A 15437-nucleotide genomic window follows, 5' to 3' on the forward strand; every position below is an offset into this window, starting at 1 on the left:
AGTTGCCACCCTTAGTGTAATGGATATCACGTAAGATTCCGGTTCTTGAGATGGGGGTTCGATTCCCTCAGGGTGGATAAGGATAGGAGAGCGGAGAGGCTCTCTTTTTTTTGTATCTGGATGGAAAGATACCTGTGAATCTTTAAGAGCAGTATCGGACTCTCAGAGCCCTTTTCGATGAGATCAAGAAAACACCATGTCCTAAGACATGGTGTTTCATTATTTGTTTAGTTTTTAGAAGCTGCTTGGAATTCTGGGTTCTTCCATGCTTCGTCGATAATCGCTTGCAATTCTTTTGCAGATGCTTGCATTTTTTGTGTTTCAGCGTCGTTTAATGGGATGTTTACTGGACGAACGATACCGTGTGCACCAACGATCGCTGGTTGACCGATAAAGACGTTCTCAACTCCGTATTGTCCTTCTTGGAAGACTGAAAGTGGAAGTACAGCATTTTCATCATCAAGGATAGCACGAGTAATACGAGCAAGGGCAACGGCGATACCGTAGTAAGTAGCACCTTTCTTGTTGATGATTGAGTATGCAGCATCACGTACAGAGATGAAGAGATCTACAAGGTCAGCTTCGTTCAAGTCACGGTTTGCTTGCAACCATTGTTCCAATTTCACACCGGCAACGTTGGCATGTGACCAAACAGCGAACTCTGAGTCACCGTGTTCACCCATGATGTAGGCGTGAACCGAACGTGCATCAACACCAATAGTTTCAGCAAGTGCTTGACGGAAGCGAGCTGAGTCAAGAGAAGTACCAGAACCGATAACGCGTTCTTTAGGGAAACCTGAGAACTTCCAAGTAGAGTAAGTCAAGACGTCAACTGGGTTTGCAGCAACAAGAAAGATACCGTTAAATCCTGAAGCAACGACTTGCTCAACGATAGATTTGTTGATGGCAAGGTTTTTACCAACGAGGTCAAGACGAGTTTCGCCTGGTTTTTGAGGAGCGCCTGCTGTAATAACAACTAAGTCCGCATCCGCACAGTCTTCGTACTTAGCAGCATAGATCTTCTTAGGTGAAGTGAAGGCAAGGGCATGGCTAAGGTCTTCTGCATCACCAACCGCTTTTTCAAATAATTGAGGGATTTCGATGATACCAAGTTCTTGTGCGATTCCTTGAGTAACAAGTGCAAAAGCGTAAGATGAACCTACCGCACCATCACCAACAAGGATAACTTTTTTATGTTGTTTAGTTAAAGTCATTTTCTAAACGTCTCCTTCATTTTTTTGGGGCTTTCCCCATTCGGTTTTATTCTACCACTTTTGCATTTTTTTGTCACGGAATTACGACCATTTTGCCTATGTAAACGTTTTTATGAATGTGTTAGAAACCAGAAAAATAAGGCAGAATATGTTATAATAGTAGAGTGAATTAATTAAAGAGAGGCATTGTTTTAATGCAGGATAATAACTTAGTTGATGTTAACTTAACATCGGAAATGAAGACCAGTTTCATCGATTACGCTATGAGTGTTATCGTGTCTCGGGCTCTTCCTGAGGTGCGAGATGGTTTAAAGCCAGTTCATCGTCGGATCCTTTATGGAATGAATGAACTTGGGGTTACACCAGATAAACCACATAAGAAATCTGCCCGTATTACTGGGGATGTTATGGGTAAATACCATCCACACGGGGACTCCTCAATTTATGAGGCTATGGTTCGGATGGCTCAATGGTGGAGCTATCGTTACATGCTTGTAGATGGGCATGGGAACTTTGGTTCTATGGATGGTGATGGAGCCGCAGCCCAACGGTATACGGAAGCTCGCATGAGCAAGATTGCTCTTGAAATGCTCCGTGATATCAACAAGAATACAGTTGATTTCACAGATAACTATGATGCCAGTGAACGCGAACCAAACGTTCTTCCAGCTCGCTTCCCTAACTTGTTAGTCAATGGAGCGACAGGGATTGCGGTAGGGATGGCGACAAATATCCCTCCACACAACCTCGGTGAGTCTATTGATGCTGTCAAGCTAATGATGGACAATCCTGATGTGACCACACGTGAGCTGATGGAGGTGCTTCCTGGACCAGATTTCCCTACCGGTGCCTTGGTCATGGGCAAATCAGGTATTCATAAGGCCTATGAAACAGGAAAAGGCTCAATTGTCTTACGGTCTCGGACTGAAATTGAAGAGACTAAGACAGGGCGTGAACGCATTGTCGTTACAGAATTTCCTTATATGGTCAACAAGACCAAAGTGCATGAGCATATCGTTCGTTTGGTTCAAGAAAAACGAATCGATGGGATTACAGCAGTTCGGGATGAGTCTAACCGGGAAGGGGTTCGTTTCGTCATTGAAGTGCGCCGCGATGCCTCAGCCAATGTTATCTTAAACAACCTCTTCAAGATGACCCAAATGCAAACCAACTTTGGTTTCAACATGTTGGCCATCCAAAATGGTGTCCCTAAGATTCTCTCTCTTCGTGAGATTTTAGGATCTTATATTGAGCACCAAAAAGAAGTGGTGACTCGTCGGACCATCTTTGATAAAGAGAAGGCGGAAGCTCGTGCCCATATCTTGGAAGGTCTCTTAATCGCTCTTGATCACATCGATGAAGTGATTAAAATCATCCGTAATAGCCAGACAGATGCAGAAGCACAAGCAGAATTGATGAGTAAGTTCAAGCTTTCTGAGCGTCAAAGTCAAGCTATCTTGGATATGCGTCTTCGTCGTTTGACTGGTTTGGAACGTGACAAGATTCAAAGCGAATACGATGATCTCGTTGCTTTGATTGCTGATCTTGCTGATATTTTAGCCAAGCCAGAGCGTGTAGTTGCGATTATCAAGGAAGAATTGGACGAGGTCAAACGGAAGTTTGGAGATCCACGTCGGACAGAATTGATGGTAGGAGAAGTTCTATCACTAGAAGACGAAGATTTGATCGAAGAAAGCAATGTTTTGATTACTCTCTCTAACAAGGGTTACATCAAACGATTGGATCAAGATGAATTTACTGCTCAAAAACGTGGGGGACGTGGTGTTCAAGGTACAGGGGTCAAGGATGATGACTTTGTCCGTGAATTGGTTTCTACCAGCACCCATGATCGTTTGCTCTTCTTTACCAATAAGGGACGGGTTTACCGTCTGAAAGGCTATGAAATCCCTGAATACGGCCGTACAGCTAAGGGACTTCCAATTGTCAACTTGCTTAAGTTAGATGACGGAGAATCCATTCAGACCATTATTAACGTCGCTCAGGATCGTAGTGAAGACGCTTATCTCTTCTTTACAACCCGCTCAGGTTTGGTAAAACGGACCAGTGTAGCTGAGTTTGCTAATATTCGTCAAAATGGCTTGAAAGCTCTTAACCTTAAAGATGAGGATGAGCTGATCAACGTCTTCCTCACAGACGGAAATACAGACGTGATCATCGGGACAAAATTTGGTTATTCTGTCCGCTTCAATGAGTCTGTCGTACGGAATATGGGCCGTTCGGCAACTGGGGTACGAGGTGTCAACCTTCGTCCAGGTGACCAAGTGGTCGGTGCAAGCGTCATTACAGATCAAGATGAAGTATTGATCATCACTGAAAAGGGATACGGTAAACGCACGCGTGCTGATGAGTATCCAACAAAAGGACGTGGTGGTAAAGGGATTAAAACTGCTAATGTGGTTGATAAGAATGGTCCTCTGGCCGGTCTCATGACTGTCAAAGGAGATGAAGATTTGATGATTATCACCAATACAGGTGTCATGATTCGTACCAGCGTCGCCAATATTTCTCAAACTGGACGTTCGACCATGGGTGTGAAAGTGATGCGTCTGGATCAAGATGCCCAAATCGTAACCTTTACAACTGTTCAAGCTGACGAAAAAGATGAGTCAGAGACAGAAACTGAAAGTGAAGGGTAGGATAAATAATGGCTTCAAGAAGAAAAAAGAAGAAAACAAGCTTACGAAATCGCTTGATTAATATCTTTGCTACCTTACTAATCCTTTTGTCTATTGCCTTGATCTTTAATGCTCCGATTCGGAACATGATCATGGTGTGGCATACCAATCAGTATCAAGTCAACAAGGTATCGAAAAAGACCATCGATAAGAATAAAGATGCCAAGACTAGCTTTGATTTTAAAGAAGTCAAATCGCTTTCTACAGAATCTGTTATCAATGCCCAGTGGCAGGCGCAGAAGTTGCCTGTTATTGGGGGGATAGCAATTCCTGAGTTAAAGATGAACCTTCCGATTTTTAAAGGCTTAGATAATGTGGGACTCTATTATGGGGCAGGTACCATGAAAGAGGACCAGGTTATGGGGGAAAGGAATTACTCCTTGGCTAGTCACCATGTCTTTGGTTTGACAGGGGCAAATGAAATGCTCTTTTCTCCATTAGAACATGCCAAAGCTGGAATGAAAATCTATATCACTGATAAGGAAAAGGTCTATACCTATGTCATCAATTCTGTTGAGACAGTTACACCAGATCGGGTCGATGTCATTGCAGATCGTGAAGGGGTTAATGAAATCACCTTGGTGACCTGTGAGGATGCCGCAGCAACTTATCGTACGATTGTAAAAGGTACTTTGGAAACTTCAGTAGATTACTCAAAAGCACCAAAAGATATACTGGAAGCTTTCACAAAATCTTATAATCAAATGCAATTATAATCAACTTAAAAAGAGAGGTCCTTGACCTCTTTTTTGAATGTAGACAAATTGTTATTTTACATAAAACAGCTGGATGATTTTCAAAAAATGACTTTTATTTTTACTCATTTAAGAAGAAGAAAAACTTTCCGCTGTGAGAAAAGTTCCTGAAACACTGTTAATTCAGGCACTCGGAATTATTGAGAGTAAAACAGTTTGGGGAACTGTTTTAGCCTGAGCCAAGAAATTAAAGAGCGAAGAGACTCAATAATTAGTCATGGAACTTCTACGAAGTTCGCTGACGTCCGTACTCACCTAAGGAAAGTTTTTTAAATTACTTTTTTTTTAATCTGAAAAGGGGTCCTTGCCCCCTTTTTTTCTGTTAATTTTCTGCCGACTTGTAAGAGGATAGTCATAAAATGTTACCTGACTGACATATTTTTGCATGCTTTCTATTTTATAATAGAAGAGTGATAGAAAGAAACTTGGAGGAACCGAATGCGCACAGAAGATATCTATACTTTGTTAAGAAACTTCTATGGCTTACTGGTCAATGATTTCCCCAAAACAGGGCTCATTACCAAGGGGATCTACGAAGTTGAACAGGTCTTCGAAACCATTGAAAACCTTCCTGATGATCAAGAACACTTAATTCGATACGAAATTCGTCAATTTCTTGCGTCATTGGAACAAGTGCAAGAGTGCTATAGAATTAACTTCTCAAATGAAGAAACTCGAATTCTTGAAAACTTAAGAGAAGTAGTTTGTCCAATTTAATTTATACAGAATCGTCCTTTTTCCTCCTCAATTGCGAATTATTAATTGAGGAGGTTTTTTATGTATCATATTGTATTTCAAGAATCAGGTCTCTTACCTAGAGAACGTTTGCTAACAGAAGGACCTGATAAGCTCAGTCATCAAGAATTGCTGTCCATCTTATTACGGACGGGGAACAAAAATAAACCAGTCTACGAGATCGCTCAGGACCTGCTGGGCTCACTAAAGAGTTTAAAAGAACTGGCTAGTATGAGTTTTCAGGAGTTACAGGAAGTTCCAGGAATTGGGAAAGTTAAAGCCATTGAGCTGTTAGCTGCTATTGAACTAGGGAAACGAATACAGACTTCGGAAGTGATTGAAACGGAACAAATCATGAGTAGTCAGAAGCTGGCAAAAATGATGCAACAAAAAATAGGCCATGAGAAACAGGAACATTTATTGGCCCTGTATCTGAATACCCAAAATCAAATTATCCATCAGCAAGTGATCTTTATCGGAACAGTCAATCGTAGCATTGCAGAACCGAGGGAAATCTTGCACTATGCCATCAAGCATATGGCGACATCCATAATCTTGGTTCACAACCACCCGTCCGGTATCATTCATCCTAGCAAGAATGATGATGGTGTCACCCAACAAATGATTGAAGCCTGCAATTGTCTAGGAATTGTTTTTCTGGACCATCTGATTGTCTCAACTGATGATTATTATAGCTATCGGGAAGAAACAGATTTATTGGTATAGAAAAAGAGAGTGGGACAGAAATCGGTAATTCGTTAGAATTCGATTTCGTCGTCCCACCTCCGCACAGTTGAGTAGGGCTGTAAAAGCTGATAAAATCAGCGTAGTAGAGCCCACTCAACCACTGCGTCTTGCTCAATAATCCAAAGACAATTGAGAGGCTAGGACTTTTGTCCCAGCCTCTTTGCTTATCATGAATTCTTGCGCATAAAGTAGAGAAGGGTTTGCAGTTCACTGGTTAGGTCGACATATTGGACTACCACATCTTTTGGAACTGTTAAGTGGACTGGAGAAAAGCTAAGGATTCCCTTGATACCAGCTTCAACTAGTAAATCTGCAACTTCTTGAGATTTTACACTTGGAACGGTTAAAATAGCTGTTTGAATCTCTTTTCCCTCAAGTTTTTCTTTTAGTGAGGAGATGCCGTGAATCGGAATACCATCTTTACTTTTAGTGCCGACTAACTCATGATCATCCGTATCAAATGCCATGACAATTTTCATTTTATTTCGCTCATGGAAGCGATAGTGAAGAAGGGCACTCCCCATATTTCCAATCCCGACGATAGCAACATTGGTGATGGAGTTATCATTCAAGAGATCGGCAAAGAAGTTCATTAACTTTTTGACATCATAACCAAAACCACGTCGTCCAAGCTCTCCAAAGTAGGAGAAGTCTCGACGAACAGTTGCGGAATCAATCCCGATGGCTTCAGCAATCTGTTTTGAATTTGCTCGCTCGATTTTCTCTGCATTAAAGCGTTTAAAAATGCGGTAATACAAGGAGAGTCGTTTGGCAGTAGCACGAGGAATTGGATTAGTCTTATCTTGTTTCACAATATCACAACCTTTCAAATCTATTTTATAAAAAGTTTGTGAAAAAAGCAACTATCTTCTACTAAAAAAACACCAAAATGGTGTTTTCTTTGTTAATTGGAATTTCTTAAACTCTGATCGAACTGAATCAGATAGCGATAAAAGTCACCGATTTTTCCAGTGAAAGGTAAGGTATGCTCCTTGTAGGTAACAGAAACAACCTGATAGGAATCTGGAATGGTCACACAGCCTGAGAAGGCTAATAGACAGTGATCGATGTTATCGTAGCTAACCTGACGTTCTTTTTGGTATGCATCCAAATAGGTGAGGACTACAGGACCATTGGTCATTAGTTTTCAATCCTTTCAAAGATTTCACGTTCAACTAAACTGTCCATGAGGAAGTAGAATTTTTGTTGGATAATCTTGTTTTCTGGGTTTTTAAAAATATTTACCAAACGAAGGCCTGACTTGTCAGTAATGTTAATTTTAAATCCTGTTAAATCCTTATTGATGATAATTTTTAACTTAAAGCCATCTCCACTATTTGGAATAGCTTCTAACAAACGATTTAATTCGTAGTTTCCAACCTTTGTTTGTGCAAAGGTATTGTCGCGTAGGGTATATTTTTTAATATTTGGATGGATTGCGTATGTGTAATCGCAGTTTGGTAATGAGACAGATGTTTCAAATGCCATGTAATTCTCCTAAAATTTTGTGAATAGTTGTTATAAAAGTATCGACTTCAGCAGTCGTATTGAATTCGGATAAACTAATGCGAATAGATTCCTTCATGCGAGGTGAATCTTCGCCATAATAAGCTGCAAGGACATGACTTGGCTGAACAGTCCCCGCAGTACAAGCAGAGCCAGTTGAGACTGAAATTCCCGCCATATCTAAACGAAGCAGTAAGATATCATTGCTGATACCGGGGAAGCCGATGTTTAAGACATGAGGAAGTTTGGAGTCTGTGCTATTCAGATAGAAATCTAAATCTTCTAGGCCTGTTAGGATACGTTCAGATAAGCTCTGAATGTACTGATAATTTGCGTCTAGCTGATCAGTTGCTTCTTTGAGGGCTTGAGCCATTCCAGCAATTGAAATCAAGTTCTCTGTACTAGCTCGACGCTTGTCTTCTTGGTCACCCCCGTGTAAGAGATTGAAAAAGTCAGGCTTTCTAGCATAGAGGATGCCGACGCCTTTAGGCCCATGAAATTTATGAGCGGATGCGGTTAAAAAGTCAATTCCCAGCTCTTCAGGGGCTACAGCAAGTTTACCAACGGCTTGAACGGCATCGACATGAAAAGCAGCAGGATGGTCTTTTAAAAGGTCAGAAATGTCCTTGATGGGTAAGAGATCGCCTGTTTCGTTGTTGGCATACATGGTGGATACTAAAATAGTATCGGGACGAAGTGCAGCTCGAATATCTTCAGGTCGAATTTTTTGATCGACCGGTTGAATGATGGTTACTTCAAATCCATATTCTTGAACCAGGTACTCAATCGGTTCTAGAACGGCATGGTGCTCAATAGCCGTGGTAATAATATGCTTCCCTTGCTGTCTATGTTTGAGACAGTAGCCCTTTATAACAGTGTTATTGCTTTCGGTCCCGCCAGATGTGAAGATAATCTGTTGACTAGAGGTCTTTAAACAAGTTGCAACGCATTCCCTAGCGTCTCTAAGAATCTTTTTCGCTTGGCGACCGTGGGAGTGGAGACTAGAGGGATTTCCGAAACTGGTTTCCATCGTTTCTGTCATCACCTTGATTACTCCTGGGCTTAGGGGAGTGGTTGCCGCATTGTCAAAATAAATCACGACATCACCTTATTTCTTGTGGTATGCAAAGAGTGGACTAACTGGTTTACGCTCTTGGATACGTACAAGGGCATCTCCAATCAATTCGCTTGCAGTAATGTATTTTACATTTTGGGGTTTTTGCTCTTTGGTTGCTACAGAGTCTGTAACTAAAATTTCTTTAATCGGTGCTTGGTCTAGTAATTCCGCAGCTCCCTTAACGAAAAGTCCGTGACTAGAAACAGCATAAATCTCAGTAGCGCCGTCGCGTTGGACAATTTTTGCAGCCTCAGAGAAGGTTTTTCCTGTATTCAAAATATCATCGATTAGGATTGCTTTTTTACCTTTAACATCCCCGATGATGTAGCCCTCGTCACGGCTGGAATCGTCTTGGGCGTAATCGATGATAGCAATTGGAGCATCTAGATATTCTGCAAGATTGCGGGCGCGTTTCACTCCAGAATTTTTAGGGCTGACAACCACTACATCTGAACCGGTTAAACCTTGTTTGATATAGTGATCAGCAAATAGAGGAATCGTGAACAAGTTGTCTACTGGGATATCGAAGAAGCCTTGTACTTGAACCGCATGAAGATCAAGGGTTACAACACGGTCTACCCCTGCCTTGACAAGCATGTTGGCAACCAATTTTGCTGTAATTGGTTCGCGAGGAGCAGCAGTGCGGTCTTGACGAGCATACCCAAAGTATGGAAGGACCACGTTAACGGTATGGGCACTTGCTCGTTGGCAAGCATCTACCATGATTAACAATTCCATCAAGTGATTGTTAACAGGGTAGCTAGTAGATTGGATGATGTAAATATCATATCCACGCACACTTTCTTCGATATTAATTTGGATTTCACCATCTGAGAATTGACGTGAAGAAAGCTTTCCGAGTGGGATGCCAGCAACTTCTGAAATTTTTTGTGCAATTTCTTGGTTGGAGTTGAGTGCGAAGAGCTTCATATTGTTTTTTTCTGACATGTGTTTGATCCTCATTTAGATATTTTTGTCTAGACTTATTTTAGCAAAAAAATTCAGTAATTTCAGCTATTTAGCAAACTTTGAGCCAATCTTGCTACTTTACTTTTTGCTGGCTTGTATTCAATTTGTTTTTCCTTGAGAAATTCGTGAAAATAAGTTTCATCTGAGGCGTCATCTACCTCCATCTCCAACTCATAGTCCTCGATAGAGTTATAGCGACTACGGTCAAAAGCTAATAATCCTTTAGGGATTCTTTTCTCCCGTCTCTCTGTTTCTAGACTTCCCCAGACATCTAAGGAAGTTAGAGGAATGTCTAAATCAGTGAGAAAGCTGGCAATCTCACCTTGAGGGAGTTTCTTCTTGGAGAGAAAGGCTTCTACTTGTTCAAAAGTAAGGGCTTGATTGTATTCAAAATGTCCCGCATCTTGCGGTACTTTAAGGGTTAGCTCAGCTCGATCAGCTAAGGTACGAATTCGCAAGGCCATCCGATGATTCCGGATAGCTTGGTCGGGCGTGTCAATATAGTGATTGGTTTGTCGGATAGGAGGTTGGTCCTTGAAAAAGTCTTCTAGAGAATGGTACTCTTCTTTGGTTAGTAAGGTTTTAAATTCAATTTCTAAATGATTCATAGCTACGTCCTTTTCTTTCGTTTGCAAGCTCTTTATGATATAATAATAGATGTGTTTATTTTATACAAAAAACTTTGAGATGACAAGGTGATTCAATGGCGATTGATTGGGAAAATTTTTTAGATCCCTATATCCAAGCAGTTGGGGAGTTGAAGATTAAACTTCGTGGGATAAGAAAGCAGTATCGCAAACAACAAAAGCATTCCCCAATCGAGTTTGTGACCGGTCGTGTGAAGCCGATTGAGAGTATTCTCGAAAAGATGGAACGCAGAAGTATATCTGAAGAGAACCTGGCTCAAGATATGCAAGATATTGCTGGTCTGAGGATCATGGTTCAATTTGTAGATGACGTAGACGAAGTCCTAGAAGTCTTGCGGAAGCGTCAGGATATGCGCGTGGTTCAAGAACGAGACTATATTCGTCACAAGAAATCAAGTGGGTATCGAAGCTATCATGTAGTGGTAGAGTATCCAGTAGATACCATTAATGGCTATGAAACGATTTTGGCAGAGATTCAGATTCGTACTTTGTCTATGAATTTCTGGGCCACCATTGAACACTCATTAAATTACAAATATAAAGGAGATTTTCCGGACGAGATTAAGAAGCGTCTTGAAGTCACCGCGAATTTGGCTTATCAACTCGATGAGGAAATGGGTGCCATTCGTGATGCCATTCAGGAGGCGCAAGCTCTTTTTGATCCAATGCATCGTAAATTAAACGATGGCGTCGGAAATAGTGATGATACAGATGAGGACTACAGGTAAAAAGGTTTCGATTATTCGGAATCGAAAACGCCAGAGCGAAGAGGTTTTTCAACAACTTCGTTATAAATTAAAAAAGAATAATTTTATCTTAACTGAGAAGCATCCGGATATCGTGATCTCTATCGGTGGGGATGGTATGTTGCTCTCGGCTTTTCATAAGTACGAGAGTCAATTAGATCGGGTTCGTTTTGTTGGAGTGCATACGGGTCATCTTGGATTTTATACGGACTATTTAGATGATGAGATTGACAAGTTGGTAGAAAATCTCAAGTTCGATACAGGTGCCAAGGTATCTTACCCAATCCTTAATGTCAAAGTGACCTTTGATAATGGGGATACGAAGATTATGCGAGCTCTTAACGAAGCGACAATCAAACGCAGCGATCGAACCATGGTGGCTGATTTAACCATCAATGGCGTTCATTTTGAGCGATTCAGAGGGGATGGCATTACGGTTTCGACCCCTACAGGTAGCACAGCTTATAACAAATCTTTGGGAGGAGCTGTTCTTCACCCGACGATCGAAGCGCTTCAGATTGCTGAAATCGCTAGTCTGAATAATCGTGTCTATCGAACTTTGGGGTCATCGATTATTGTTCCCAAAAAAGATAAGATTGAAATCACTCCTAGCCGGCCAGGTTTTCACATTCTCTCTGTTGATAATTCAACCTATTCCTATCGAAATATCGCCCATATCGAGTACCAGATTGATAACCACAAGATCAATTTCGTAGCGAGCCCAAGCCATACCAGTTTCTGGAATCGGGTCAAGGATGCCTTTATCGGAGATATTGACGAATGAGGTTCGAGTTTATTGCAGATGAACATGTCAAGGTTAAAACCTTTCTGAAGAAACATCAGGTTTCAAAAGGCTTATTGGCCAAGATCAAGTTTTCTGGAGGCCAGATTTTAGTCAATGGCGTTGAACAAAATGCCATTTATCTTCTGGATATCGGAGATAAGGTAACGATTGATATTCCCTCTGAGGAAGGTTATGAAGCTTTGGAGGCCATTGATCGTGATTTGGAAATCTTGTACGAAGACGATCATTTCTTGGTTATCAACAAACCAGCAGGAGTGGCATCCATTCCTAGCTCCCTTCATTCCAACACCATTGCGAACTTTGTCAAGGGTTACTATGTTCGCAATCAGTATGAAAATCAGCTCGTTCATATTGTCACCCGTTTAGACAAGGATACCAGTGGGATCATGCTTTTTGCCAAACATGGCTATGCCCATGCTCGCTTGGATAAGCAACTTCAGGCTAAGACGATTCAAAAACGTTACTTTGCATTGGTAAAGGGCAAGGGTAAGTTGGAAAGCAAGGGGGATATCATAGCCCCCATTGCGCGTGATGAAGACTCCATTATTACCCGAAAGGTAGCAAAAGGTGGCAAGTATGCTCATACCAGCTACCAAGTTGTCCAGTCTTTTGGTGATATTCATCTGGTGGATATCCAGTTGCATACAGGCCGGACCCATCAGATTCGCGTTCATTTTTCTCATATTGGTTTTCCACTTTTGGGAGATGATCTCTATGGAGGTTCGTTAGAAGATGGGATTCTTCGACAAGCCTTGCATTGCCATTCCTTGGCTTTTTATCATCCTTTTTTGGAAGAGGAGCTCCGAATTGAAAGCTCTCTGCCAGATGATTTTAGCCGAGTCTTAAAACAGTTATCAAATATTTAATTTTTTTCAAAGGAGAAACTCATGGAAGTTTTTGAAAGCCTCAAAACCAACCTCGTTGGTAAGAATGCTCGTATTGTGTTACCAGAAGGGGAAGAGCCTCGTATTCTGCAAGCAGCAAAACGGATTGTAAAAGAAACAGACGTTACACCTGTCTTGCTTGGTAATCCAGATAAGATTCGTATTTACCTTGAAATTGAAGGAGTTTTGGAAGGATACGAAGTTATCGACCCGCATTCTTACGCAGGCTTTGATGAGATGGTAGCTTCCTTGGTAGAACGTCGGAAGGGTAAAATGACAGAAGAAGAAGCACGTCAAATTTTGCAAGACGATGTCAACTACTTTGGTGTTATGTTGGTACATCTGGGAATCGTTGATGGTATGGTTTCAGGTGCGATTCACTCAACAGCTGCAACTGTTCGTCCAGCCCTTCAAATTATCAAAACTCGTCCAAATGTCAAACGCACTTCAGGTGCCTTCCTCATGGTTCGTGGTTCTGAACGTTACTTGTTTGGAGACTGTGCGATTAACATCAATCCAGATGCTGAAGGTTTGGCTGAAATTGCCATCAACTCTGCTATCACAGCCAAGATGTTTGGCATCGATCCGAAAATCGCCATGTTGAGCTATTCAACCAAAGGTTCTGGTTTCGGTGAAAGTGTTGATAAAGTTGTGGAAGCAACAAAAATCGCTCATGAACTTCGTCCAGACCTTGAAATTGATGGGGAATTGCAATTTGACGCTGCCTTTGTACCAGAAACAGCAGCATTGAAAGCTCCAGGAAGCAAGGTGGCAGGACAAGCTAATGTCTTTATCTTCCCAGGTATTGAGGCTGGTAACATTGGGTACAAGATGGCAGAACGTCTCGGTGGCTTTGCTGCAGTAGGACCAGTTTTGCAAGGGTTGAACAAACCAGTTAACGACCTTTCTCGCGGATGTAATGCAGATGACGTTTACAAATTGACCTTGATCACAGCAGCTCAAGCTGTGGAACAATAAGAATGATTGAAAGGCTTAGGGATTTCCTAGGCCTTTTTATGGTAGAGTCAGAATCTCTAAAGTAGAAGTCATTCTATGGTATACTAGGAATATGATGGATTTAAAAGATTACGGGATTATCATGTGGGAGGAGGAAAAAATTGCCTCTTTCCGAGAAAAGTTATTAGCCTGGTATGATGCCAATAAACGGGATCTCCCCTGGAGACGGACGCAGGATCCTTATAAAATATGGATTTCAGAGATTATGCTCCAGCAGACACGTGTCGATACGGTTATTCCTTATTATGAGCGTTTTTTGGATTGGTTTCCGACCATTGCGGATTTAGCTCAAGCCCCTGAAGAAAAGCTCTTAAAAGCTTGGGAGGGCTTGGGCTATTACTCGAGGGTCCGCAACATGCAGAAAGCTGCCCAGCAAATCATGGAGGACCATGGGGGTGTTTTCCCATCAAGCTATGAGGCTATCTCTAAACTCAAGGGAATTGGACCTTATACAGCTGGTGCCATTGCCAGTATTGCTTTTGGCTTGCCAGAGCCAGCAGTGGATGGCAATGTCATGCGGGTTTTAGCTCGTTTGTTTGAGGTTGACTACGATATCGGAGTTCCGACTAATCGTAAGATTTTTCAAGCCATGATGGAAGTCTTGATCGATCCAGAGCGTCCGGGTGATTTCAATCAGGCTTTGATGGATCTGGGCTCAGATATTGAATCACCAGTCAATCCACGGCCCGAAGAGAGTCCTGTAAAAGAGTTTAGCGCGGCCTATCAGCATGGGACCATGGATCGCTATCCCATCAAGGCTCCAAAGAAGAAACCAGTACCCGTTTATTTAACAGCCTTTATTATAAAGGATAGTCAAGAGCGCTACCTGCTGGAAAAAAATGAGCGAGAGGGACTCTTGTCAGGCTTCTGGCATTTTCCCTTGATTGAAGTGGATAGTCTATCTGAGAACCTGGGCCAATTGTCTCTACTGGATGAGAAGGAACAAGCAGAGAGCAATCTAGAGATTCTCTCCTTTGAACAGGACTATGACTTAGTCATTGATTGGCAAGAGAGAACTTATCCCATGGTCCAGCATGTCTTTTCGCACCGCAAGTGGCAGGTTCAACTTCGGTACGGATTGGTAAAAGAAGGAGAACAAGCAACCAGTGAATCAACTATTTGGTTAAAACCGGAAGAATTTTCGGCCTTTCCTTTTGCCAAACCCCAGCAGAAGATTTGGACGACTTTTACAGAAAATGAAAAATAGCTAGAGAATAATCTCTAGCTATTTTTTTTATAGATGAGCGAATGCTTTGATTTCTTCTTCTGACATGGATGAGTCGCAGCGAACGGTAACTTCACCGGCTTCGACATGTAAAAATCCAGGAACAGTTGGAATGCCATAGGTAGAGCGGAAGACTTGCAAAGCATCCAGTTGACTTGGTTCTTCACTATTAATGAAGTAGATATGAGCTTTAGTTTCGGCTACTACAGTTGCTAATTTAGCAGCGAACTTTCGGCAATATGGGCAAGTCTTGCGTCCAATAAAGAAGGTTGCTGTTTCTTTTTGGTCGATGGCTTCTTGCGCACGCGCAACAGTGGTTACTTCAAGATCTTTAATATCTTCTAAAAATTGTTCCATGAGATTACCTCGCTTTC

General features: G+C 41.8%; 17 protein-coding genes and 1 tRNA gene. 10 read left to right on the forward strand and 8 right to left on the reverse strand.

All coding sequences use genetic code 11. The annotated features are described in order from the left end of the window. The first annotated feature begins 5 nt into the window (after nucleotides 1-5). Nucleotides 6-77 (forward strand) — tRNA-Arg (locus RCH62_RS07390). Between the two features lie 150 nt (nucleotides 78-227). Here the strand turns inward: RCH62_RS07390 and RCH62_RS07395 are convergent. Continuing rightward, a complete protein-coding gene (locus tag RCH62_RS07395) occupies nucleotides 228-1214 on the reverse strand; it encodes an L-lactate dehydrogenase (RefSeq protein WP_006596417.1) in 987 nt (328 codons plus the stop codon). A gap of 194 nt (nucleotides 1215-1408) precedes the next feature. Between RCH62_RS07395 and gyrA the strand changes: the two genes are divergently transcribed. From gyrA to radC, 4 genes are all read left to right on the forward strand, one after another. Beyond that, entirely contained in the window at nucleotides 1409-3871 is a 2463-nt protein-coding gene (gene gyrA / locus RCH62_RS07400) for a DNA gyrase subunit A (RefSeq protein ID WP_306474934.1), read from the forward strand. 8 nt (nucleotides 3872-3879) lie between these two features. After that, nucleotides 3880-4626 carry a class A sortase gene (locus RCH62_RS07405; RefSeq protein ID WP_048715926.1) on the forward strand — a complete coding sequence of 249 codons (747 nt, stop codon included), beginning with the start codon at nucleotides 3880-3882 and terminating at the stop codon, nucleotides 4624-4626. Between the two features lie 477 nt (nucleotides 4627-5103). After that, on the forward strand, nucleotides 5104-5382 hold the full coding sequence (locus tag RCH62_RS07410) for a hypothetical protein (protein ID WP_048715928.1): 279 nt from the start codon (nucleotides 5104-5106) through the stop codon (nucleotides 5380-5382). Between the two features lie 60 nt (nucleotides 5383-5442). After that, on the forward strand, nucleotides 5443-6126 hold the full coding sequence (gene radC / locus RCH62_RS07415; protein ID WP_048715930.1) for a DNA repair protein RadC: 684 nt from the start codon (nucleotides 5443-5445) through the stop codon (nucleotides 6124-6126). Between the two features lie 188 nt (nucleotides 6127-6314). Here the strand turns inward: radC and RCH62_RS07420 are convergent, their stop codons facing one another. The 6 genes from RCH62_RS07420 to RCH62_RS07445 form a co-directional block, all read right to left on the reverse strand. Beyond that, nucleotides 6315-6959 carry a redox-sensing transcriptional repressor Rex gene (locus RCH62_RS07420; protein WP_154852809.1) on the reverse strand — a complete coding sequence of 215 codons (645 nt, stop codon included), beginning with the start codon at nucleotides 6957-6959 and terminating at the stop codon, nucleotides 6315-6317. A gap of 92 nt (nucleotides 6960-7051) precedes the next feature. After that, nucleotides 7052-7288 carry a DUF4649 family protein gene (locus RCH62_RS07425; RefSeq protein ID WP_048715932.1) on the reverse strand — a complete coding sequence of 79 codons (237 nt, stop codon included), beginning with the start codon at nucleotides 7286-7288 and terminating at the stop codon, nucleotides 7052-7054. Beyond that, entirely contained in the window at nucleotides 7288-7635 is a 348-nt protein-coding gene (locus RCH62_RS07430) for a DUF1831 domain-containing protein (protein ID WP_129822080.1), read from the reverse strand. The genes RCH62_RS07425 and RCH62_RS07430 overlap by 1 nt, the downstream gene beginning before the upstream one ends. Beyond that, complete coding sequence (locus RCH62_RS07435; protein WP_195611006.1) at nucleotides 7625-8752, reverse strand: cysteine desulfurase family protein; 1128 nt, start codon at nucleotides 8750-8752, stop codon at nucleotides 7625-7627. Before RCH62_RS07435 ends, RCH62_RS07430 begins: the two co-directional genes overlap by 11 nt. A 9-nt stretch (nucleotides 8753-8761) precedes the next feature. Continuing rightward, on the reverse strand, nucleotides 8762-9718 hold the full coding sequence (locus tag RCH62_RS07440) for a ribose-phosphate diphosphokinase (protein ID WP_048715937.1): 957 nt from the start codon (nucleotides 9716-9718) through the stop codon (nucleotides 8762-8764). Between the two features lie 62 nt (nucleotides 9719-9780). Beyond that, on the reverse strand, nucleotides 9781-10347 hold the full coding sequence (locus tag RCH62_RS07445) for a CYTH domain-containing protein (RefSeq protein WP_306474935.1): 567 nt from the start codon (nucleotides 10345-10347) through the stop codon (nucleotides 9781-9783). Between the two features lie 95 nt (nucleotides 10348-10442). On the opposite strand from RCH62_RS07445, the gene RCH62_RS07450 reads away from it, so the two are divergent. The 5 genes from RCH62_RS07450 (at nucleotide 10443) to mutY (ending at nucleotide 15045) form a co-directional block, all read left to right on the forward strand. Beyond that, nucleotides 10443-11114 carry a GTP pyrophosphokinase family protein gene (locus RCH62_RS07450; protein ID WP_048690012.1) on the forward strand — a complete coding sequence of 224 codons (672 nt, stop codon included), beginning with the start codon at nucleotides 10443-10445 and terminating at the stop codon, nucleotides 11112-11114. Next, entirely contained in the window at nucleotides 11098-11916 is an 819-nt protein-coding gene (locus RCH62_RS07455) for an NAD kinase (RefSeq protein WP_281281320.1), read from the forward strand. The genes RCH62_RS07450 and RCH62_RS07455 overlap by 17 nt, the downstream gene beginning before the upstream one ends. Further along, nucleotides 11913-12803 carry an RluA family pseudouridine synthase gene (locus RCH62_RS07460; RefSeq protein ID WP_048715941.1) on the forward strand — a complete coding sequence of 297 codons (891 nt, stop codon included), beginning with the start codon at nucleotides 11913-11915 and terminating at the stop codon, nucleotides 12801-12803. The genes RCH62_RS07455 and RCH62_RS07460 overlap by 4 nt, the downstream gene beginning before the upstream one ends. 21 nt (nucleotides 12804-12824) lie before the next feature. Next, nucleotides 12825-13799 (forward strand): phosphate acetyltransferase, encoded by a 975-nt coding sequence (gene pta / locus RCH62_RS07465; protein WP_023023173.1) that lies wholly within the window; start codon nucleotides 12825-12827, stop codon nucleotides 13797-13799. Between the two features lie 91 nt (nucleotides 13800-13890). Beyond that, nucleotides 13891-15045 carry an A/G-specific adenine glycosylase gene (gene mutY, locus RCH62_RS07470; RefSeq protein ID WP_048715943.1) on the forward strand — a complete coding sequence of 385 codons (1155 nt, stop codon included), beginning with the start codon at nucleotides 13891-13893 and terminating at the stop codon, nucleotides 15043-15045. A 27-nt stretch (nucleotides 15046-15072) separates the two neighbouring features. Here mutY and RCH62_RS07475 read toward each other — a convergent pair whose 3' ends face one another. After that, on the reverse strand, nucleotides 15073-15420 hold the full coding sequence (locus RCH62_RS07475) for a thiol reductase thioredoxin (RefSeq protein WP_048715945.1): 348 nt from the start codon (nucleotides 15418-15420) through the stop codon (nucleotides 15073-15075). Nucleotides 15421-15437 lie beyond the last annotated feature (17 nt).

The sequence above is a fragment of the Streptococcus sp. genome, from assembly GCF_030825805.1.
In the GTDB taxonomy this organism is placed as follows: domain Bacteria; phylum Bacillota; class Bacilli; order Lactobacillales; family Streptococcaceae; genus Streptococcus.

Coding starts and splice junctions, on each gene's coding strand:
- RCH62_RS07395 (WP_006596417.1), bottom strand. CDS start 1,214: ATGACTTTAACTAAACAACATAAAAAAGTTATCCTTGTTGGTGATGGT.
- gyrA (WP_306474934.1), top strand. CDS start 1,409: ATGCAGGATAATAACTTAGTTGATGTTAACTTAACATCGGAAATGAAG.
- RCH62_RS07405 (WP_048715926.1), top strand. CDS start 3,880: ATGGCTTCAAGAAGAAAAAAGAAGAAAACAAGCTTACGAAATCGCTTG.
- RCH62_RS07410 (WP_048715928.1), top strand. CDS start 5,104: ATGCGCACAGAAGATATCTATACTTTGTTAAGAAACTTCTATGGCTTA.
- radC (WP_048715930.1), top strand. CDS start 5,443: ATGTATCATATTGTATTTCAAGAATCAGGTCTCTTACCTAGAGAACGT.
- RCH62_RS07425 (WP_048715932.1), bottom strand. CDS start 7,288: ATGACCAATGGTCCTGTAGTCCTCACCTATTTGGATGCATACCAAAAA.
- RCH62_RS07430 (WP_129822080.1), bottom strand. CDS start 7,635: ATGGCATTTGAAACATCTGTCTCATTACCAAACTGCGATTACACATAC.
- RCH62_RS07440 (WP_048715937.1), bottom strand. CDS start 9,718: ATGTCAGAAAAAAACAATATGAAGCTCTTCGCACTCAACTCCAACCAA.
- RCH62_RS07445 (WP_306474935.1), bottom strand. CDS start 10,347: ATGAATCATTTAGAAATTGAATTTAAAACCTTACTAACCAAAGAAGAG.
- RCH62_RS07450 (WP_048690012.1), top strand. CDS start 10,443: ATGGCGATTGATTGGGAAAATTTTTTAGATCCCTATATCCAAGCAGTT.
- RCH62_RS07455 (WP_281281320.1), top strand. CDS start 11,098: ATGAGGACTACAGGTAAAAAGGTTTCGATTATTCGGAATCGAAAACGC.
- RCH62_RS07460 (WP_048715941.1), top strand. CDS start 11,913: ATGAGGTTCGAGTTTATTGCAGATGAACATGTCAAGGTTAAAACCTTT.
- pta (WP_023023173.1), top strand. CDS start 12,825: ATGGAAGTTTTTGAAAGCCTCAAAACCAACCTCGTTGGTAAGAATGCT.
- mutY (WP_048715943.1), top strand. CDS start 13,891: ATGATGGATTTAAAAGATTACGGGATTATCATGTGGGAGGAGGAAAAA.
- RCH62_RS07475 (WP_048715945.1), bottom strand. CDS start 15,420: ATGGAACAATTTTTAGAAGATATTAAAGATCTTGAAGTAACCACTGTT.